At 32.8% G+C, this 20881-nt stretch carries 18 protein-coding genes; 6 read left to right on the top strand and 12 right to left on the bottom strand.

All coding sequences use genetic code 11. The features are described from left to right. Positions 1-66: 66 nt before the first annotated feature. Together QBK95_RS11720 and QBK95_RS11715 are read right to left on the bottom strand one after the other, a co-directional pair. Positions 67-2325, bottom strand: coding sequence for a SulP family inorganic anion transporter (locus QBK95_RS11720; protein ID WP_280933899.1), 2259 nt, complete (start codon positions 2323-2325; stop codon positions 67-69). Next, positions 2326-3246, bottom strand: coding sequence for a universal stress protein (locus QBK95_RS11715; protein ID WP_280933897.1), 921 nt, complete (start codon positions 3244-3246; stop codon positions 2326-2328). Positions 3247-3311: 65 nt separating this feature from the next. Here QBK95_RS11715 and QBK95_RS11710 point away from each other — a divergent pair, with 65 nt between their 5' ends. Beyond that, positions 3312-5144 carry a cation:proton antiporter gene (locus QBK95_RS11710; protein WP_280933895.1) on the top strand — a complete coding sequence of 611 codons (1833 nt, stop codon included), beginning with the start codon at positions 3312-3314 and terminating at the stop codon, positions 5142-5144. A gap of 125 nt (positions 5145-5269) precedes the next feature. Beyond that, on the top strand, positions 5270-5557 hold the full coding sequence (locus QBK95_RS11705) for a hypothetical protein (RefSeq protein ID WP_280933893.1): 288 nt from the start codon (positions 5270-5272) through the stop codon (positions 5555-5557). A 74-nt stretch (positions 5558-5631) separates the two neighbouring features. Here QBK95_RS11705 and QBK95_RS11700 read toward each other — a convergent pair whose 3' ends face one another. Then, positions 5632-6684: an endonuclease/exonuclease/phosphatase family protein gene (locus QBK95_RS11700; protein WP_280933892.1), complete on the bottom strand. Its 1053-nt coding sequence runs from the start codon at positions 6682-6684 to the stop codon at positions 5632-5634. Between the two features lie 126 nt (positions 6685-6810). Between QBK95_RS11700 and QBK95_RS11695 the strand changes: the two genes are divergently transcribed. After that, positions 6811-9711, top strand: coding sequence for a carboxypeptidase-like regulatory domain-containing protein (locus QBK95_RS11695; RefSeq protein ID WP_280933891.1), 2901 nt, complete (start codon positions 6811-6813; stop codon positions 9709-9711). Between the two features lie 29 nt (positions 9712-9740). Continuing rightward, positions 9741-11144 (top strand): DUF5689 domain-containing protein, encoded by a 1404-nt coding sequence (locus QBK95_RS11690; protein WP_280933889.1) that lies wholly within the window; start codon positions 9741-9743, stop codon positions 11142-11144. Between the two features lie 88 nt (positions 11145-11232). On the opposite strand, the gene QBK95_RS11685 is transcribed toward QBK95_RS11690, so the two are convergent. Together QBK95_RS11685 and QBK95_RS11680 are read right to left on the bottom strand one after the other, a co-directional pair. Beyond that, positions 11233-11961 (bottom strand): hypothetical protein, encoded by a 729-nt coding sequence (locus tag QBK95_RS11685; protein WP_280933886.1) that lies wholly within the window; start codon positions 11959-11961, stop codon positions 11233-11235. A gap of 449 nt (positions 11962-12410) precedes the next feature. Continuing rightward, positions 12411-13382 carry an endonuclease/exonuclease/phosphatase family protein gene (locus QBK95_RS11680; protein WP_280933884.1) on the bottom strand — a complete coding sequence of 324 codons (972 nt, stop codon included), beginning with the start codon at positions 13380-13382 and terminating at the stop codon, positions 12411-12413. Between the two features lie 120 nt (positions 13383-13502). Between QBK95_RS11680 and hflX the strand changes: the two genes are divergently transcribed. After that, positions 13503-14711 carry a GTPase HflX gene (gene hflX / locus QBK95_RS11675; RefSeq protein WP_280933882.1) on the top strand — a complete coding sequence of 403 codons (1209 nt, stop codon included), beginning with the start codon at positions 13503-13505 and terminating at the stop codon, positions 14709-14711. Positions 14712-14719: 8 nt separating this feature from the next. Here hflX and QBK95_RS11670 read toward each other — a convergent pair whose 3' ends face one another. Further along, positions 14720-15745 (bottom strand): DUF3078 domain-containing protein, encoded by a 1026-nt coding sequence (locus QBK95_RS11670; RefSeq protein WP_280933880.1) that lies wholly within the window; start codon positions 15743-15745, stop codon positions 14720-14722. Positions 15746-15919: 174 nt separating this feature from the next. On the opposite strand from QBK95_RS11670, the gene QBK95_RS11665 reads away from it, so the two are divergent. Beyond that, entirely contained in the window at positions 15920-16366 is a 447-nt protein-coding gene (locus QBK95_RS11665; protein ID WP_280933878.1) for a GNAT family N-acetyltransferase, read from the top strand. 89 nt (positions 16367-16455) lie between these two features. Here QBK95_RS11665 and QBK95_RS11660 read toward each other — a convergent pair whose 3' ends face one another. The 6 genes from QBK95_RS11660 to QBK95_RS11635 form a co-directional block, all read right to left on the bottom strand. Continuing rightward, the gene (locus QBK95_RS11660; RefSeq protein ID WP_280933876.1) at positions 16456-17403 is read right to left on the bottom strand and encodes a DUF3078 domain-containing protein; all 948 of its coding nucleotides are present in this window, start codon (positions 17401-17403) and stop codon (positions 16456-16458) included. Positions 17404-17592: 189 nt separating this feature from the next. Next, positions 17593-18102, bottom strand: coding sequence for a DUF2480 family protein (locus QBK95_RS11655; RefSeq protein WP_280933874.1), 510 nt, complete (start codon positions 18100-18102; stop codon positions 17593-17595). 21 nt (positions 18103-18123) lie between these two features. Beyond that, positions 18124-18450 (bottom strand): DUF59 domain-containing protein, encoded by a 327-nt coding sequence (locus tag QBK95_RS11650; RefSeq protein WP_280933872.1) that lies wholly within the window; start codon positions 18448-18450, stop codon positions 18124-18126. A 51-nt stretch (positions 18451-18501) separates the two neighbouring features. Further along, a complete protein-coding gene (locus QBK95_RS11645; protein WP_280933871.1) occupies positions 18502-18924 on the bottom strand; it encodes a SufE family protein in 423 nt (140 codons plus the stop codon). A 130-nt stretch (positions 18925-19054) separates the two neighbouring features. Further along, entirely contained in the window at positions 19055-19513 is a 459-nt protein-coding gene (locus tag QBK95_RS11640; protein WP_280933869.1) for a hypothetical protein, read from the bottom strand. 154 nt (positions 19514-19667) lie between these two features. Continuing rightward, positions 19668-20816 (bottom strand): poly(ethylene terephthalate) hydrolase family protein, encoded by a 1149-nt coding sequence (locus tag QBK95_RS11635; protein ID WP_280933866.1) that lies wholly within the window; start codon positions 20814-20816, stop codon positions 19668-19670. Positions 20817-20881: the final 65 nt, after the last annotated feature.

The raw sequence follows: 20881 nt of genomic DNA, 5'->3' as shown, positions 1-20881 counted from the left end.
AGTTTTTTATTGGTTTATTTCATAATTCGTTTAAAAATCTTTGCAAAATAGAAAAAATGACAAGGATCAGGATTTAATTTGTAGACTTTTTAACAATATTTCATTATAATCAATCTGTGACATAATTTTTTCTAATCGAATTCCATAATCCAATAGTGCTTTTATTTCTTTAACACTAGCAACACGTTCTTTTCTCATCAATAGAAGTGTTTGGCCATTGGATTCTATATGATAATAAGGATTACTCTCAAAAAACAACACCAATTGATTAGTGAAGAACAATTTAATATTTTCTTCATTTTCACCAAAAAGATAAAAACGTTTAGAAAAATCGGGATGACTTTCGATCAAAATATCCTTAAATCCAGCTATTTTATATACATATTCTATAAGCCCTTCTCGATCTAATGTGAATTTTGGAATTTCCTTTTGTAGATCAATAGTTAAAATGGTTGTTCTAATCACCTTTCTGGCGATGAATTCTCCTTCAGAAAATTCGACATCAGAAATTTTGAAAGAAGAATCATTATTATAGATATTATTATTACTGTAATGAATTTTTTTAGTTTTGAAAAAAACAAAACTATTTAAATCAGTAATATTCTCCTGTTTTATTGAGTTGTAGTTCCACACGAAATCGTCAGAAACCTTTTGTAAATCTTGTTGTCTTTTGGTCAGATTAGAGCCTATTTTAAATTTTTTAGAAAAGGAAATAAGACTTCTTACAGCCATAGGGTGTTCTGAAGAGGTGCCATGCTTATCAAGACCTGTTATTTCGAATGATCCGCCTTTTCTTTGGAAAGCTTCTTGATACCCAAATAGACTTTCTTGTACGGTATAATCCACAAAATCACAAAGAGAAAAATCTATTACAATATCACTATCTTCAGGAATAGAATCCAGATTTCTTTTTAACTTATAGTAATTTAGAAAGCTTGAAAAGTTTTTTACACTTACAAAATAGGTTCCGTTTATTTCTTCTTTAAACATCAGAACATTAGGCTTGAATAAGTTTCTGCCAAAAAGCATAATACTCTTATTAAGTATGAAGTGAATAAGTAATGTTGTTAAAATCCCTATAAGAATTCCACTAATTAAATTAGTTGTAATAGTACCAATTATAGTTGCCGAGAAAATAATCAATTGTTCTTTACCAATTTTAGCAACATCTTTTAAGTTTTTTGGCGCTGCCAGTTTATATCCAGTATATACTAAAATTGCTGCTAATGCTGTAAGAGGAATTCTGCTCAGCTGATCCTGAAATAATACAACAAAAAGTACTAGAAAGGTGGCATGGAAAAAGTTAGAAGATCGATTAGCTCCTCCGTTATTTACATTTACAGAACTTCTCGCAATAACGGTTACTACATTTAACCCTCCAAGAAAACCACTTACAATAGACGCAATTCCCAAAGCTCTTAAATCTTTATTGGTATTTGATCTTCTTTTCTCAGGATCTAGTTTATCTACAGCTTTAATACTTAATAAAGATTCTATGCTGGATATCAAGGTAATTGCTAGAACAACACCGATAAACTTAAACTGAAATACGGATGAAAAATCTGGTGAAGGAAAATTAGAAAACACCTTATTTGGTATTTGCACGAGTAATTTATCTGATATTGGGTAGATTTCTGATGAAAAAAACTCATAATAATAACTTAATCCAATAACCAGAAGAACAATCCACATAGGAGCAGGAACAAGCTGAAGGTATTTATTTCTGATTTTACCGTAGAAAACCATGATTAATAAACTTATGATCCCTACTGCGGCAGCAACAGCAAGGTGTCTATATTCTGGAGAAAATAACATAGAAATACTACCAGGAATATCTACAAGAAGAGAAACCGTATCTCCTTTTACTCCAGTATTCGCAATCATTACGTGAAATTGCTTTGCAAAAATACTAATACCAATTGCTGCTAACATTCCTTGAATTGCAGAAGAAGGAAAAAAATCGCTTAATATTCCTAATCGTAGTACTCCAATAAGAATCATTAAAATACCAGAACATATAATGGCAGCCAACGTAAAAAGATATCCTTGATATAAATCTCCATCAGCTAATGTGGTGATTGCCCCAAGCAATACAACCACTAAACCATTCCCAGGACCAGTAATTGTTACATTAGATCCACCAAATACGGCAACAACTATTCCTCCAACTACAGAAGCTATAATCCCAGATATTGGTGGAGCTTCTGAAGCCAATGCTAACCCTAATCCAAGAGGCAAAGCAATTAATGATACTACAAATCCAGAAAAAATGTTTTTAGGCAATGACGAGAGGAACTGCGACGTGTTGTTTTTAAAGTCTTTCATTTATCTAATTATTAACACATCGGTTGGTAATTCTGCTAAAATATGTTCGAGATCGTGAGGAAAAATACGATCCCAAAAATTGGTCTTTTCGGGAGCATTCATTACCAATAAATCTGCACCAATAACACGAGCATAATGACCGATCGAATATCCTCTTTGTCCAAATATTGGTTGAGTTTTAATATGAATTCCGTGTTTAAAGTCTTCGGGGACTTCATTAAGAATATCTTGTACCCTAAGATGCTCTTTTTTAGTTATTTGTTCTTTTCTTTTTATCGCTTTAAGCAGTGATTTATCATCTTGTACTACTACTTGTACTTCTTGTTGCGAAATTTCTTCTACGATTGTTAATTGTTGCGCGCCAAGATTTTGAGCAACCTCAAATGATGCTAAAACTGTTTGTTTGGTTTTATGATCCTTTAACCCGTTTACAACGATATGATTACAGGGTCTTAAATCTTCAGAAGGTTTTATAAGTAATAATACAGAGCAATGAGCGTTTCGAGTTATTTTTCGGGCAATAGACCCAATATAAAACTTTAAGAAATCTTCTCTTGGTGAAGCTCCGAGCATAATCAAGTCTGCATTGTTTTCTTTGGCAGTTTTAATAATTATATCCACTGGATTTCCTTCTCGCCAAATAATCTTTACTTTTTCTGTGTCTTCAGAAAAGCCAGAAATTAATTCTTTTATAGCCGATTCCTTTTTTTCTGTCTTCTTACCTACGTGTACCAATACCATTTTAGAATCAAAGAAATCCACCATTCTCATTGCTTCATATACGTTGTTCTTTAGGTTAGGAGAAAATGCAATTCCTATAAGTATTGTTTTAAATTTATGATCCAAAAGTCCGTTCAATATGATAGCTTCTAATTTAAAGGGCGAGAATATACTGTTAATTTTCGGAAGTATAAAATCCATAAAGGGATATGTATTTCTAAAAAAATTCCGATATTTTGGAGGTCGTAAATAATTTAAGATAAAATATGGTAGAGTTAGCAGGTATTATTATATTAGGAATCTTAGCCCAATGGGTGGCATGGAAATTTAAAATCCCAGCGATTTTACCTCTTATTTTGATTGGACTTTTAGTAGGGCCAATCGCAACTTTGTATACAGAAGATGGCACTAAATTAATACAACCCATATGGAATGGTGCAGAAGGTTTGTTTCCTGGAGAGAGTTTGTTTTATTTTGTTTCATTAGCTATTAGTATTATTTTATTTGAAGGAGGATTGACGCTGAGAAGAGAAGAGATTCTTAACGTTGGTCCAGTAATTCTTAAGTTAATCACAGTAGCCGTGGTTGTAACTTTTTTGGGTGCGGGATTAGCGGCACATTTTATTTTTGACTTAAGTTGGCCAATATCATTTTTGTTTTCTGCTCTTATAATTGTTACAGGCCCTACTGTAATTACTCCTATTCTTAGGAATATACCCTTAAAGAAAGATGTTTCTGCGGTGCTTAAATGGGAAGGAATACTTATTGACCCAATTGGAGCATTGGTTGCAGTTTTGGTTTTTGAATTTATAAGTGCAGGAGAAGGAGGAACTTTTACAAAAACTGCGTTTGTAGAATTTGGAAAAATTGTTTTATTCGGTTTTACTTTTGGTTTTACTTTTGCCTATGGATTGGCTTTTGGAATAAAGAAAAAAATAATTCCACATTATTTATTAAATGTTTTTACACTGGCGATCGTACTTGGTGTGTTTGTTTTATCTGATGCTTTTGCACATGAATCGGGGTTATTATCAGTAGTTGTAATGGGAATGGTTTTGGGTAATATTGACCTGCCAAATTTTGAAGAGTTATTATATTTCAAAGAATCATTAAGTGTTTTATTAATCTCTATTTTATTTATTCTTCTTGCGGCCAACATTAATATAGAAGAGCTTCAATTAATTTTAAATTGGGATGCTGTGTTACTTTTTGCTGCTGTTGTTTTTGTGGTAAGACCAATAGGAGTATTTCTTAGTTCACGAAAATCGGGCCTTAAGACCAATGAGAAACTTTTTATTAGCTGGGTAGGACCTAGAGGTATAGTAGCTGCTGGAATTGCGTCATTATTTGGACTAAAGCTTGCCAAGATTGGAGAGCCTGGAGCAGAATATATTACACCTTTAGTATTTATGATTGTATTAGGGACTGTACTTCTTAATGCGACAACCGCAAGACTATTTGCTAAAATGGTGGGTGTTTTTCTATCAAAATCCGAAGGAATACTTATTATTGGCGCTTCTAAAGTTTCCAGATTAATAGGATCATATTTAAAGACTAACTCACGTCATGTAGTATTAGTAGATAGTAATAGGGATAATATTAGAAAAGCAAAAAGCTTAGGGTTAGAAGCTATTGAAGGAAGCATATATAATGATCAATTAAAAGATAATGTAGAATTAAATGATGTTGGCTTTTTAATGGCCCTTACAGGAAATACAGATATTAATAAGTTTGCAATTGACAAATTTAGAGATCAGTTTGGAGAAAATGGATCTTTTAGATTGGTAAGTTCTGAAGAAATGAATGATCCAGAAAATAATCCAGATGAAGGGTTGTTTTCTCATACAGATGATTATATCAAACTCATGGAGTTAGCAGAAAAATATCCAAGTATTCAGGAGATGAAAATTAATGATGCCTCACATTATCATTCACTCATTCAAACTATCAAAGAAGGCCAAGATATTATTCCTTTATTTATTAAGGATCCAGACAGTAATATTAGAATTATATCTGCATATAGCGAAAAAATGGAACAAATTAATGAAGATAGCTTTTTGGTATATATTGGTAAGCCAATAGATGTAGAGGAGATTTAGTGTTTGTACGATAAAAAGTAGGTTTTTTCCGTCAAAAAGCACTTTATTAACAAAATATTTTGTTAATAAAGAATTAATCCTATATATTCGGCATCCTAAAAAATTAATTTTTTAAAACCCAGATTATGAAAAAACTTATGTATGTTGCCGTTTTTGGTATGGCTTTAGGATTCACTTCTTGTGGAGAAGATGATGTTATCAATTTTGCTTGTGACACAATTGATTCTGAATTAAGAGCTCCAGTAGTTGCTGCTTTAGCTGCTTATAATGATGCTACTACTCAAACGGAAGCGTTATGTAGCGCTGCTAAGAGTGCAATCGAAACGTATAGAGCTACTGATTGTGGTGCAGCTGATGCATATGCAACAGAGTTAGCTGCTTTACCAGCTGATTGTTCTACTGTAGGAAACTAATAGTTAAAAGACTATATACATAAAAAGGAGACCATTTTGGTCTCCTTTTTTGTTTAGTGTTATAATATTAAATATTACATTTCCTTTATAAGGTATACGTATACTGGAAAATGATCACTGTACCCACCAGTATATGCGCCATTTGCAAAACTTCGATAGGGATACCCTTTATACCTTCCTCTTGGATTTGCCAGATAGTTTTTATTAAAAACACCAGCTTTATAATATTTATAAGAAGAATAATCTTTGTCTAATAGGCCTTTAGAAACTATAATTTGATCAAAAAGGTTCCAGCTATCTCTCCAGGCAAGAGAACCAATTCCTTTTTTAGACATATTGTACATTGGATTATATAACCCTTTTAACTTTACATCTTCTTTTTCTGCTTTGGCAGCTAATACCTTTTTTACACTAGCATTGTCAGGATCATCATTTAGATCTCCCATAGTAATAACTTTTGCATAAGGATCGATGTCAAAAAGAGAATCAATAATTTTTTTATTTAGAGCAGCTGCCTTTTCTCTTTTGTAACGACTACGTGCTTCGCCACCACTTCTAGAAGGCCAATGGTTAACAATTACATGAATTAAATCACCATCTAAGTATCCACTAACCAATAATTGATCTCGAGTATACACTCGTTTTTTAGTATCGTTATTATTGTAAATCAACAACTCATGAACACTAGTATTTACTGGTCTGAATAATGATTTTTGATACAATAACGCTACATCAATACCTCTTCTGTCTGGAGAATCAAATTGTACAATCCCATAATCTTTAGGCAAAAGAGCGGGTTCATTGGCTAAGTCTTCCAGTACTTTTCTGTTTTCAATTTCTGCAACTCCCACAATTGCTGGAGCATTCTTAGTGACATCAGCACCAATTTCCGAAATGACCTTCGCCATATTCTTCAACTTGTCCTTATATATGTCTTCTGTCCAATGATCTTTCCCGTTAGGAGTTCGGTCATCATCAAAGGTAATAGGGTCATTCTCAGTATCAAAAAGATTTTCGAGATTATAAAAAGCAATTGTATTAACTTTATACGTTTTCTTTTCCTGAGAAAAAAGAACAATTATCGAGCTTAGTACAAAAGCGATGGTAAGCAAATATTTTGAGTTCATTATATAATTGAGTATTAACTTATTGTAAATTGTATTCCAAATTTTGGGCCAAAATTAGCTTTTCTATTTAAAACATGTACTTTTGCGCGGCAGAAATATTAATTTCTTAACTAAAATAACTATTTAATGAAAGTGTCACAACTCAAAAAGAATCTATTCTTTTTAATGATTTTTTTAAGTTCTGTTGCTACATCTTACGCTCAGCAAACAGGATTAAAGGGTAAAATTGTTGACGCATCTTCTAATGCAAATCTTTTTGAAGTATTAATTACTATCGAAGGAACTTTGGTTTCTACGACAACCAATACGGATGGAGAGTTTGATTTCGGAAGTGCGCAATTACCATTCGGAGAACAAGTAGCAGTAATATCCAAGGAAGGATATGTTACGAAACGTTTTCCTATAATTATTAATGAAGGAAGTATTCTGGATCTAAAAACTATAGATCTAGACTATGATCTAAATCAAGAGCAAATTCAGATAGGTACGATAAGCCTTTCTGATAATGAATTAGATGACGGGGACGATAATGCCTCTTTTAATGTATCTGGACTTCTACAAGCATCAAGAGATGTATTTCTTAGTGCAGCAGCCTTTGATTTTAGTGCAACGTTTTTTAGACCAAGAGGCCTTGGTAATGAAAATGGTAAAGTACTTATCAATGGTATCGAAATGAATAAGTTTTCTACAGGAAGACCACAATGGAGTAATTGGGGAGGATTGAATGATGTACAGCGAAATCAAGAATTTTCAATGGGTATTGCTGCAAATGATTATACTTTTGGTGATCTATCGGGAACTACCAATATTATTATGAGAGCTTCTCAATATCGAAAAGGAGGAAGAATTTCTTATGCAGCTTCTAATAGAAGTTATACAGGAAGAATGATGGCTAGCTATAGTTCTGGATTGATGTCTGATGGATGGGCATATACAGTTTCTCTAGCACGTAGAATGGGTACTGAAGGTTTTATTGATGGTACTTTATATGACGCTAATTCGATTTTTGCATCTGTTGAGAAAAAGATCAATGATAAGCATAGTATAAATCTTACTAGCTTTTATACTCCTAATCGTAGAGGAAGATCTACTGCAATAACAGAAGAAGTTTTTAACTTAAGAGGAAGAAAGTATAATCCTAATTGGGGTTATTTTGATGGAGAAAAGAAAAACTCCAGAATTCGAGAGATAGAAGAACCAGTAGCTATGTTAAATCATTACTGGAACATTACCAATAAAACTACGCTAAACACTAATGTTGGTTTCCAAACAGGAAAAATAGGAAATAGTCGTATAGATAATGGAGGTACTGATTTAGTTACTTTTAATGGTCAGGATACTTATGTAGGAGGTGGAAGAAGTAGAGATACTAACCCAATGCACCCAAGTAATTTACCAAGTTTCTACTTACAAGATGCAAACCCTACACCTTTGGATTTTCAGAATGCATTCTTAGCGCAACAACGTTTTAGAGCAGATGGTCAGTTAGACTGGAATAATTTGATAGAGGCAAACCAGTTAAATAGACAACAAGGAGGTAATTCGACTTATATTCTATATGAAGATAGAAACGATGATACACAGTGGACATTTAATACCATATTAAATAGTCAGGTATCTGATAATATTAGTATTAATGGTTCTATTAATTATAGAACATTAAAAAGCGAAAACTTTGCAGAAGTTTTGGATCTTTTAGGAGGTACTGGATTTTTAGATGTTGACGGTTTTGCATTAGACAACCCTTTGTTATCTTCAAGTCAATTAGCAGATAGAGCACAAAGTGATTTAAGAAATCGTAATCGCCTTGTAGGTGTTGGTGATCGATATGATTATAACTATGAAATTGATGCCAATACTTTTGGAGGTTTTGCTCAAGCGCAGTTTAAGTTTAATAGAGTAGACTTTTTTCTTGGAGGAAATGTATCTCAGACTTCTTACCAAAGAAATGGATTGTTTCAGAATGGGTATTTCCCAAATAATTCTTTTGGAAAAGGAGAAAAATTAGAGTTTACAAATTACGGAGCAAAAGCAGGTCTTACCTATAAAATTAATGGTCGTAACTTAATTGATGTTCACGGAACTTATTTTACAAAGGCACCAACGATTAGAAATGCATATGCTAATGTTCGTCAAAACAACATTACAGTTTCTGATATTGTAGGTGGAGATCAGGAAAGCGAAAAAATACAATCGTTTGATGCTAGTTATATTTTACGTACACCAAAGTTAAAAGCTAGAGTAACGGGTTACTATACTAAAATTGAAGATGCTACTGATATAGGATTTTTCTTCACCAATGCAATTTCAGGTTCTTTTGTACAGGAAATATTAACTGATATAGATAAATTACATATTGGAGCAGAATTCGGGATAGAATACCAAATTACTCCAACAATAAAACTTAAAGCAGCAGCAGCTATAGGTCAGTTTACTTTTGACAACAATCCTAATTTGACCTTAACCAGTACAAGCGAAGGTTTTACAAACCTTAGTCAAGGAGCGGTTATTGAACCAGCACCAAGATCATTTGGTAAATCTTTTCTTGAAGATTATAATATTGCAGGAGGTCCACAGAATGCAGCTCAGTTTGGTTTTGAATATCGTGACCCTAATTTCTGGTGGGTTGGAGCTACAACAAACTATTTTTCTAATGCATATATAGATGTGAGTCCTTTGACAAGAACTGAGAATTTTAGTATAGATCCAGAAACTGAGATACCATTTAACGATTATGACGAAAATATTGCTAGGGAATTATTGAGACAAGAGCAGTTTGATGATTACTTTTTAGTAAATGTAGTTGGAGGTAAATCCTGGAGAGTAAAAGATTACTACATAGGTTTCTTTGCAACGATTAATAATGTTTTTAATCAAGAGTATAGAACAGGAGGATTTGAACAAGCAAGAAATGCAGATTATAGAGCAGCTCTTGAAGAATCTCAAAGAGACACTCCTGTTTTTGGTTCCAGATATTTTTACGGATTTGGTACTTCGTACTACCTTAATGTATATGTAAGATTTTAATGATGAACACAACAAAAAAATATTATAAAATGAATACGATTAATTTAAAGAAACTAATAAGTGTTTTGGTTTTGGCAGTAACGTTTACTGCTTGTGTACAAGACGATGATTTTAAAACGCCACCACTAAGTATTGATGAGCCAAACATTGATGGAACAGTGATTGGTGTAGATGCGGTATTAGGTATTTTGGCTCAGGAAATAGCAGACGAAGGTGCTGATGCTAAAGTAACTTTTGAAGACACAAACAATTATGTAGAAGGATACATTGTGTCTAATGATAAAGCAGGTAACTTTTTCGAAGAATTTGTGATGCAGGATGCTGCAGAAAACCCAAGCGGAGGATTAAGAGTACTTATTGATGTAAACCCATTATTTACTACCTACGAATTTGGTCGTAAGGTGTTTATAAAACTAGATGGTTTATCTGTTGGAATTGAAAATGGTGTTACTACTCTAGGTGTTTTATCAGGTGATGAGGTGGATCAGATTCCTTCTTTTTCTCAAAATGATTTTATTAAAAGATCGGCAGAAGTAGCAACCATTGTTCCTTTAGAGATTACTTTTGCAGATTTTTCTGATGACATTACGAATGTATATGTTAAAATCAACAATGTTCAGTTTAATAAAAGTGATGTATTAGGAGATAATCCACTTACTTTTTCTGCCGAAGCAACTGATGAGTTCGATGGAGAAAGAAATCTAGAGAGTTGTGATGATGGAGGAATTGCTGTGTTAAGCACAAGTACATTTGCAGACTTTAAAGGATTAACTCTTCCGTCTCAACAAGGAAGCTTTGAAGGAATCTTAACAAAGAACTTCTTTGGTGACACTTTTAATTTAGTGCTTAATGACCCTACAGGTTTAACATTTGATAACGAAACCCGTTGTGACCCTAACGTATTAGAATGTACAGGAAATAGTGGAGGATCAACGGTAATCTTCGAAGAAGACTTTACAGGGTTAAGCATTAACGATCTTGAAAATGCAGGATGGTTAAACGTAAATACTACAGGTGGAAGCTTAGATTATTTTGTAGGAAGTTTTAGTGGTAATCAATATGCTCAGATTTCTGGATTTAACTCAGGAGAAAACCCATTCGAGGTTTGGTTAGTAACTCCAGAAATTGATCTTACAGCTTCCATAGAAGAAGAATTATCTTTTGATATTCAGGCTAATTTTGATAATGGTAACATTTTAACTGCTTTTATCACCGATAACTTTACAGGTGATGTAACTACTACAGAGTGGACACAATTAGATGCTAGTATCCCTAATGGGAATCCAAATGGTTTTGGAAGTTTTGAAGCCGTTGGACCAGTTAATATTTCTTGTATCGAAGGTAATGTAAGAATTGCATTCCGTTATGCAGGAGCAGATCCTGGACCAACAACCAGATACCATATTGATAATATAGAGATCTCAGGAAACTAAGAATTTCTGATATACTACAAAACAGTATAATAAAACTCCCTGAAGAAAGATTCTTCAGGGAGTTTTTTGTTGGCCTTAGGGTAATATATTAGTAGTCAAAAGTAACTGAATACGCGCTATTCTTTTTAGTTTTTACTCGCATTCTAAATTGATGACAAGGATTCTTTGTATGAGAAAAACTCTGATTATTTTTAATCAATTTCCACTCGTTCTGAATAGTTGCCCAACTACTTCCGCTATACGCTTTATACTTTAAACCATAGTATACTCTTCTCCAAACAGAGTGTCTTGCGATTTCAGCAATCTGAGCCTCACCAACAGCACTGTAATGAGTATAATATTGCCAGCTAGCTTTGGCAGTATTGTTTTGTGGATGATTAAAATTGATAGCATATTTTGAATTAGCATTTGTTTTAGTAAGCTGCACTAATTCGAAAGCGATATCATTACCAACGTCTTCAAAAGAATCACTTTTTTCATACTCGATATTAAGATTCTCATCTGGTTGCGTTAGATTCATTTTATCGTGGCGTACTAAACTCTGTTTTAAAGTTTCGTCCTGATTGATCTCCATTAGACTTAGATTAGCACTAGAATAGTTGATTAAAGCCGCTTCATTATTAGCATAAACACGTACAATTCCCGTACTTCCTTCTTCTGAAGAAACACTTATATCTTTATTAAAATCATAGATACTTTTTAAAGAAAACTCTTGTGCAATTGCTGATTCATCTATTACTTCGTTAGCTTCGTCTTTATCGCATGAAGCGAAGAATAATAGACCAATGATTGGTAATGCATAAAATAACTTTTTCATTTGTTTGGTTTTAAGAATAATTAAATTGATTTGTTAGTTTTTGGATACTAATGCATCCTGATTTTCACTGTTTGCTAAAAGGAAATTATTAATATAGAAACTACTGTTGGCGCCTGTTGTGTTTCTGATCCAATAGATGGAAGGTCTTTATAATTATCCTCATCATACAAGTGAAATTAACACTATAAGTATATGCTTATAGATGTGAGATCAAAAGTAGAGTAGGGTTTATAATTGGCAAAAAGAAAAATTTTATCCGCGGAAATTTCCGCAAAATAACAAGCTGATAAACAAGTGTTTATTGTTTTTTCGAGGGGTTTTGGCCAAGTCAAAAAAGGGCATATACCCCTTCTTTACTAAGTGGAACCGCTTTAATACACTAAGGTGTTTATGAGGTTTTTTATATGGAAAGCACGTATTTTATAATAGGACTAAAAAGCTACGTATACCTAATTACGTTTTAGATATACGTATACAGGAAAATGATCACTATATCCACCTTTATATTTTCTTCCGGTATATGTTCTAAAAGGTTTTCCTTTGTATCTGCCTTTATAGATTTTTAAAAAACTATCATCAAATATGTTGGCTTCAGAAAAACTGTGCGTAGCTTCTTGAAATTTATGAAAGTTATTACTAAAAATAATTTGATCGAATAAATTCCATCGACCTTTATAGCTCAGAGTTCCTCTATAACGTGTATGAAGCTTTTCCATAGGATTATAAAAATCGTGCAAAACCAAATGTTTTTTAATACTTTCACTATTAGGATCATCATTAAAGTCACCCATTATGATAATCTTCGCTTCAGGATCTTTTTCTAGAATCTGCTGTATGATTTCTCGGTTTTTATCAGCCGCAGCAATTCTCTTATAGGCTGTTAATTCGGCTCCATCTCTGCGAGAAGGCCAATGATTAACTAGTATATGTATTTCTTCATCATGTAAGTTTCCAGTAACCCATAAGATATCACGAGTAAAATCTCTTTCACCATGTTCATTATAGACCAACACCTGGATACTTTCTGAATGTGTTACTTTAAATTTTTCTTTCTGATATAAAAGCCCTACATCGATGCCTCGTTCATCTGGAGATTCATGATGAACGACACCATATTTTTTGTTCACCAAATGCTTTGTTTTAACGAGATCCTCTAATACGTTTTTATTTTCTACTTCAGCTACACCCAAAATTACGGGAGCCTTACCGGTTTTGGCAAATCCAATATTAGAAATAGCGGTCCCCAGCTTAAATATCTTCTTTTGGTATCTTTTTTTGTTCCAACGTTTTTCTGAATCAGGCAAAAAATCATCATCCAATGTTTTAGGGTCATCTTTGGTATCAAAAAGGTTTTCTAAGTTATAAAATGCTACCGTATGTAACTCTGTATGTTTCTTTTTAAAATAAGACTTTGAAGGCATTCGATAAAAATTTGTTGTAAACATCTAATGTACAAATTCAAATGCAGACAATATTGTACCTTTGTTGATTAATTGTAGAAAAATAGGATAAGAAGTAGATCGCTAGAAAAAGAGGCATTAATGATAGAGAAGGAAAAAACAGTATACGAAAAAGCAATTTTAATAGGTATTATCACCAAAAATCAAGATGAAGACAAACTGACTGAGTTTTTGGATGAATTAGAATTCCTTACATATACAGCTGGTGGAGAAGTGGTAAAACGATTTACCCAGAAAATGGACGTACCTAATTCTAAAACCTTTATTGGATCAGGTAAAATGGAAGAGGTGCTGACCTATGTGGAACAGCATGATATTGGAACTGTGGTTTTTGATGATGAATTAACTCCAGGACAACAACGTAATATTGAACGTATTTTAAAAGCTAAGATCATTGATCGTACGAACTTGATCTTGGATATTTTTGCTCAGCGAGCTCAGACAAGTTATGCTCGAACTCAAGTAGAATTGGCGCAATGTCAATATTATTTACCTCGATTAACAGGGTTATGGACGCATTTAGAGCGTCAACGAGGTGGTATTGGTATGCGTGGTCCAGGAGAAACAGAAATTGAAACTGACCGTCGTATTGTAAGAGATAGGATATCATTGTTAAAAAAGAAATTATTAACGATCGATAAGCAAATGGCTACCCAACGTGGTAACCGAGGTAAAATGGTACGAGTAGCATTGGTAGGATATACCAACGTTGGTAAGTCTACATTGATGAATGTAATTGCTAAAAGTGAAGTTTTTGCAGAGAACAAGCTTTTTGCAACTCTTGATACCACCGTAAGAAAAGTTGTGATTGGTAACCTTCCGTTTTTATTAAGTGATACAGTTGGTTTTATCAGAAAACTACCCACACAATTGGTTGAAAGTTTTAAAAGTACTTTAGATGAGGTGAGAGAAGCAGATTTATTATTACATGTTGTAGATATATCACATCCTCAGTTTGAAGATCATATTGATTCTGTAAACAAGATTTTAGATGAAATCGAAAGTGTTGACAAGCCAGTCATTATGGTTTTTAATAAGATAGATGCTTATAAATATGAAACGATTGATGAAGATGATTTGACCACAGAAAAAACCAAAGCGCACTACACTCTTGAAGAGTGGAAACAGACTTGGATGGCAAGAATAGGGGATAACGCCTTGTTTATATCTGCGATCAATAAAGAAAATATAGATCAGTTTAGAAAAAGAGTTTATAAAGAAGTAAGGGATATACATGTAACACGTTTTCCTTATAACAACTTCTTGTACCCAGAATTTGTAGAGGAGTAGTGTAGGAACTAAAATTCATAGTTAAGCCCTAATCCGATTACTTCTCTAATCTGAAATCCGCTGGTGGCGTTGTCATCATAAATTGCCTGAAAAGCAAAGCTACCAGAAATATATTTATTTACAATAAGGTTTAGATTTAGAGTGTAATCAATATCCACATTGTATGGATCCTCTATATAGTTAGTATACAGGTTCAATATGTTTTCTATGGTAATGTTTTTTATAAGTTTAAACTTAGTATATGCTGCTAAAGATCCTCCAAACTCAAATCGAGAGCTTTTACCTGCATCTACTCCAAAATAGTCTCCATCTACATAATCAGGAACAGTGGTAAATCGATCATCCACAAAGATCATACGCGAGGTAACAGGAGCAATGTTAACATTGAAATTGTCGTTTTTTTTCCATAAAATTCCAGGACCAATCTGTATAAAAGCAGGAGAGAAGAAATGGGTTTCTTCTGTACGAATAGTTTCATCAGTATCTGGATCTTTACTAAAACTATATCCTTTAGCGAACTGAGATCTGAAATTCACAAATAAAGAATAATTCCAGAAACTCTCTCCGATTCGTTGCCCTAATCTGGAGTTAAACTCTACTCTGTCATTGGTTTTTCGAGCAAAGTTTTCTCCTTTTAAAAAGGTAAGGCCATAATCAGCTAGAATTTTATTATCCCAAGTTAGACTTTTCCTTTTATAATTGAATTCATAATTAAGAGCCGTATTGCCAGCAATATTAGAAGTACCACCTCCTTGCCAATCAAAGTTAAAAGCAGATTGGTTAAAAAACAATGAGAATTTACCAATCTTTTTCCAGCCTTCTTCAGACTTTTTAGGTGGTTTAGGAGTGATTTTTTTAAGCAGATCTTTTAATACGATAATATTAAGATCATTTGGAGTGTTTTTAAGCACACTATCCAGAGCACGAGTCAAGTGTACCTGAATAGAATCCAATTGCTTTACTTCTTTCTTTTCCTGCCCAATTATTTTGAAGACAAAAGCAAATAGAAAAATAAGTAAAACAATCTTTCGCATGGTATAAATAATAAATTTTTGCACAAATATACTTTATGCATATAGCTTATTCAAATGTGATTAATCTATGCCAAAAATGTATTTCGTAGTAAGTGATTGTTATGATTAAAAGAACTTTTATTTTTTTAGAATAGTATATATTTATTCGAAAATTATCTTAGAATTTAAAGAACTATGGATGTAGAATTAGTTAAAGCAGCAGATGTTGACATAGAATTTTTATTTCAATTAAGAAAACAAACAATGGTAGAGCATCTAGAAAATGCAGGGCTGTATTTATCAGACAAAGACCATATGTCAAGAGTAAAATTCCATTTTGATGGTTCTTATATAGTAACACAATCTAATGAAAAGGTAGGTGTACTGAAATATATTAAAACGGATAAAACAATAGAGATTCTGCAATTACAAGTATTGCCAGAACACCAAGGAAAAGGAATAGGGAAGTATCTTTTAGAATACATGACATCATTAAGTAGATCCCTGAATAAAGAATTGATCTTAAAAGTGCTTAAAGAAAATCCTGCACGATATTTATATGAAAGAAATGGATTTAACGTAATAGATGAGGATCAATATGAGTTTCACATGAAACAGGTATATAATCATCTAGATCTATGATCAATCCAAAGCAAAAAAAATCCTGCTTTATCTTGTATAAAGCAGGATCACAATATATTTAATGGTTGGTTTTTACTATCCGAAATTTATTAGAAAGAATAGCTTAATCCTAGATTCCAGAAAGACTGTAATTCATTATCTGTGTTTTCTAGTGTTGGTGTTACTGCTGGAGGAGGAACTGCTATTGCAGCCTGTCCTAAAGCATAATTAAATGCTTCTTGTTTATTACTTCTAAGTCCAAAATCAAATCCAACTCCAATTGCTTTCCATAAGGTATAAGAAAAAGAATTTGTCCAAGTCCAGTTAGAATAGTCCGTATCTTCATAACTTACGAAAGCAGAAAGATTAGTTTTAAAATTAATAGCTCCGAATTTACGAGTATAGTCTGCAACAATTTTAGCTCCTAAAGAAGATTCATATTGCGCAGCACCTTCACTAAACACAAAGTTATAGTTAAGAGGGTGTACAACTACTATTAGATTATTAATAGGAGTCCAAGTGATACCAACACCAAGATCTAAGTATCCAGGATCATTAAAGTTATTTAAAACAGTAGTTCTGTATTCTCCTAATGTAGAAACTGCTAATGTTTTAGTTAGTTTATATCCAAATAAAGAAGAAATATTAAATACATCTGTAGCTTCTCTAAAATCATCATCATCCGTTGGATCGTCTCTATCATTTAGCTTTACCCAAGCAAGATTTACAGTTGCATTATTTCTCCAAAAATATTTTTCTTGTAATAAATTAGCATAAGCATTTACTGTAATACCAATTGTACCTGCATCGTTATTTGGAATTCCTTGTGAGAACCAATTATTAAATCCAGAAAGGCTTCCACCGATAGTACCGAAAGCTCCTATTTTCCATCCTGGCAATGCATCTATTTGCGATTGTATAGCGTTAGCTCTACCTTGTATTGCCGCAATAGAATCTTTTTTAGCAGATAGTTTTGTCTTCAATTCTTCTTCTGTTTGTGCAAGACCAATTTGGGTACCTGCAACTAGAAGGATAAATGTGAATACGATTTTTTTCATAAGTAATAGTTTTAAGTAGTTTGTTTTTGTTTTAAAAGTGTTGTGTAGAACTACATTTTACAAAAACATGTTCAAGATTTATGTTAAATTTTGCTTGGCAAATATAATTGAAGTAACGTTTTTCAGCGTAATACTATACAATCGAAGGAAGAATTTTCGATAAAAAACCACTTTATTGGATGAAACGAATTATTTTCTTTTAAATAGAGGGACAGAAGAACAAGCTTCACCATACATGATGCTTTTGGCGATAGGTTGTAGTTTTTGGATAAGTTCTATATAAGCGTTTTCAGGAACAGGCTTATTTGAACAACCTTTTATAATTAGAAATTTATCTTGATATTCTGCAACATCCATTGCATCAATAATATACGTGTAAAGAGTGGTTTCTAGATTTTCTAGCGAACCGACTACCACCTTTTTGGCAAATGGTATTAGAGAACTTGTTAGTAAAAGATATGCCCAACCAGGAATTATCGCATCTGTAGAACAGTTCAAAGCAACATATGCGTCCTGATACTGACTCCAATCATGATCAGAAACGTGTTTTCTGAAATCTTTTTCACGAAGAATGAAACCCTCAAAAAGCCAATCCTTTATATCAAACAATATACGTTTTCCATCAGGATAATAATCTTCCAGATCTAAGGTAATCAGGTTTTGGTTATTCGCTACTCTATTGATAATTTCTTCTGCCATCGAATAAAAAATCTGTTTTTTTTAAAGCATTCCTAATTCTAGCTTTGCTTCTTCACTCATTAAATCTTGTGTCCAGGTTGGTTCAAATGTAAGTTCTAGTTCTACATCATTTACAGCGTCCAAAGACTTTACTTTTTCTCGCACCTCTTCAGGTAAAGATTCTGCAACAGGGCAATTAGGTGAAGTAAGTGTCATAAGGATTTTCACATCATAATCTTCATTAACAAATACATCGTATATTAAACCTAATTCATATATATCCACAGGGATTTCTGGGTCATAAATTGTTTTAAGAACTCTCACAATTTTTTCGCCAAGTTCTGTAGTATCTATATTCGTTTCGCTCATTTTTATTTTTTTAGTCGACTTTTATTGATTATACCTAACAATAAAGACGAATTAACTTAATTGTGTTTGGTATGCAATTGCATACATCTTTAGTTGTTTGATCATGCTTACCAAACCATTTGCTCTGGTAGGAGATAGATGTTCTTTTAAACCAATCTCATCAATAAAAGCAGTATCTGCATCTATAATAGCTTTGGGGTGTTGACCAGAAAAAACTCTGATAAGGATAGCAATAATTCCTTTGGTAATGATAGCATCACTATCAGCGGTAAATTCAATTTTATCATCGTTCATTTCTGCATGAACCCATACTTTACTCTGACAACCCTTTATGATATTTTCCTCAATTTTGTATTTCTCTTCAATTAAAGGAAGTGATTTTCCAAGATCGATCATATACTCATAACGCTGCATCCAATCATCAAACATGCTAAACTCATCAACAATCTCTTCCTGAAGTTCTTGTATAGACATATACTTACAATTTTTGTACAAAAATACAATAAGATATGGGCATAATCAAAGTTTTCAATACGAACTAAAATTGATTGCCAAATAATTTATTGTATCCTTAAAAAACGATAAATTAAATAGTTGAATAGGGCTATTCAATACTTTCTGTCAATGACAATATAGTATTTACTAATACTTTTAAATCTTCAGGAGGATTTCCGTGATCAAATCCTGCAGAGGTATATATCTTATCTCCAGAAATGATTTTTAGTCGGGCGTGGGCTGCACCGTCAAAAGTACGCTTATCACTAGGTGCTTGTAGTGTATTAATTTTTTTGAGTTCTATATCATTAATAAGCAAAAGTACTTTGTTCCAATCTTTTTCTGTACAGTTTTTGGTGTCAAATTCTTTTAGATTCCGATCCTTAAATTTTTTGATTTGGTCTTTGTCAATGCTTACGGCAAGAAAATAACCTCTGGAAAAAGCATCGTATTGTATCGTAGTAATGTTCTGTTGATTGTAAGTAGTACCGTTTTGGATTATTGTTTTGGGTTGACCACAAGATCCTAAAAAGAAAAGAAACTGTGTACATAGAAAAAGCACCCTCATGGAATGGTATATAATAGGTTAATAGGTTTTAAATGTAATAAAAATTAATTCTTTGATGATCACTATTATATAAAACAAATAATCCCAAACAGCATATTAGGCTTTATATGCTATTCGGGATCCGTTAATCAAATTGAACTTAAATGAAAAAAAATTATTTTTGAATTATTATTTGCTTGGTTGTTACTGCGTTGTTGGTATATATTCTTACAATATAACCACCTGATTTTAAATTAGAAACATTTGCTTCATTGTTAAATGAAGTGAATACTTTAACTCCTTGTTGGTTATAAAATTCAACCTTTTGGAATGATTTTTTATTTTCAACACCAATAGTTATTTTTCTTGACGCTGGATTAGGAGTAATTAAAATTGAAGGTTCGTTTTCAATAGATGATATGGTATTAACACCTTCTGCACAATCGTTTTCATGTGCAACATCATCAGATGATTGTAGGTCATTTGCAAATTTCTGTTTTGCTGCTAGATCATCTTTTAACTTATAGTCAAACCATGAATTAAGAAAGTTGAATACTATTTCCTGTTGTTCATCTCTTGTAATCTGAATATCTCCAGAAGAAGTGTTTTCTCCAAAATCACAAGCAAAATTACTATTTGCATAATAGCAATGTGCACCTCCTAAAATATTGATAAAATATTTACAAGATGAACCTAAACTATTATAAATAGGAATGTGATTTTCGTCGGCAGGTGTTACTGCATCTCCACTTCCTGAAAAGACAATAGCGTCTTCTGTAACTTGAGAAGCAGGAGTTAACGTGTTAAAACGTAGCTTTGCGGGAGCAAATGTTACTAATGTTTCTACATCTGTTAATGATGCGGCTACAGTAGCTGCTCCACCACCCATAGAATGACCAATTAATGCACTTTTGTCTGCAACTGATTGGTAAAGAACGGAGTTTGAATTATCGTTTTCGGCTTGAATAGCGCCAACCATAAAAGCTAAATCTTCAGAGAAAGCCCTATGATTTGCAAAAAAAGAACCTTCTGTGTTAACAAAGACCACGATGTAACCTCTAGGAACTAAAGTGTCATAAAAATTTTGATAAGCATCAGATCCCATGATAAAACCGTGTCCTAGAATAATAACAGGAAACTGTCCTTCTGCAATTTCGGATTGGTTTCCAAAGTTAACTGTAGGATAGTAAATTCTGGCATTGACTCTTCGATTTCTTCGATCAGAATCTCTAAATGTTTTGGAACTTGAGCCAACATCGTATTGCGCAATTGCACCCGAAGTCATTAAGATAAAAGCGAGTAGTGTGAAGAATAAATTTTTCATTTGTGTTATCTATTTTTTGGTTAGTTACGTAAAACTATCTCTAAAACAGATACTATGCAAGCATA

Source organism: Aquimarina mycalae, from assembly GCF_029906345.1.
GTDB lineage: Bacteria > Bacteroidota > Bacteroidia > Flavobacteriales > Flavobacteriaceae > Aquimarina.
This window is presented reverse-complemented; position numbering and strand designations above follow the sequence as displayed.

Bases quoted from the DNA above. Each gene is read 5' to 3' on its own strand.
- QBK95_RS11680 (WP_280933884.1), bottom strand. From the start codon at position 13,382: ATGCCTTCAAAGTCTTATTTTAAAAAGAAACATACAGAGTTACATACG.
- QBK95_RS11705 (WP_280933893.1), top strand. From the start codon at position 5,270: ATGAAAAAACTTATGTATGTTGCCGTTTTTGGTATGGCTTTAGGATTC.
- hflX (WP_280933882.1), top strand. From the start codon at position 13,503: ATGATAGAGAAGGAAAAAACAGTATACGAAAAAGCAATTTTAATAGGT.
- QBK95_RS11720 (WP_280933899.1), bottom strand. From the start codon at position 2,325: ATGAAAGACTTTAAAAACAACACGTCGCAGTTCCTCTCGTCATTGCCT.
- QBK95_RS11655 (WP_280933874.1), bottom strand. From the start codon at position 18,102: ATGGCAGAAGAAATTATCAATAGAGTAGCGAATAACCAAAACCTGATT.
- QBK95_RS11690 (WP_280933889.1), top strand. From the start codon at position 9,741: ATGAATACGATTAATTTAAAGAAACTAATAAGTGTTTTGGTTTTGGCA.
- QBK95_RS11665 (WP_280933878.1), top strand. From the start codon at position 15,920: ATGGATGTAGAATTAGTTAAAGCAGCAGATGTTGACATAGAATTTTTA.
- QBK95_RS11685 (WP_280933886.1), bottom strand. From the start codon at position 11,961: ATGAAAAAGTTATTTTATGCATTACCAATCATTGGTCTATTATTCTTC.
- QBK95_RS11715 (WP_280933897.1), bottom strand. From the start codon at position 3,246: ATGGATTTTATACTTCCGAAAATTAACAGTATATTCTCGCCCTTTAAA.
- QBK95_RS11670 (WP_280933880.1), bottom strand. From the start codon at position 15,745: ATGCGAAAGATTGTTTTACTTATTTTTCTATTTGCTTTTGTCTTCAAA.
- QBK95_RS11635 (WP_280933866.1), bottom strand. From the start codon at position 20,816: ATGAAAAATTTATTCTTCACACTACTCGCTTTTATCTTAATGACTTCG.
- QBK95_RS11660 (WP_280933876.1), bottom strand. From the start codon at position 17,403: ATGAAAAAAATCGTATTCACATTTATCCTTCTAGTTGCAGGTACCCAA.
- QBK95_RS11710 (WP_280933895.1), top strand. From the start codon at position 3,312: ATGGTAGAGTTAGCAGGTATTATTATATTAGGAATCTTAGCCCAATGG.
- QBK95_RS11700 (WP_280933892.1), bottom strand. From the start codon at position 6,684: ATGAACTCAAAATATTTGCTTACCATCGCTTTTGTACTAAGCTCGATA.
- QBK95_RS11645 (WP_280933871.1), bottom strand. From the start codon at position 18,924: ATGTCTATACAAGAACTTCAGGAAGAGATTGTTGATGAGTTTAGCATG.
- QBK95_RS11695 (WP_280933891.1), top strand. From the start codon at position 6,811: ATGAAAGTGTCACAACTCAAAAAGAATCTATTCTTTTTAATGATTTTT.
- QBK95_RS11650 (WP_280933872.1), bottom strand. From the start codon at position 18,450: ATGAGCGAAACGAATATAGATACTACAGAACTTGGCGAAAAAATTGTG.
- QBK95_RS11640 (WP_280933869.1), bottom strand. From the start codon at position 19,513: ATGAGGGTGCTTTTTCTATGTACACAGTTTCTTTTCTTTTTAGGATCT.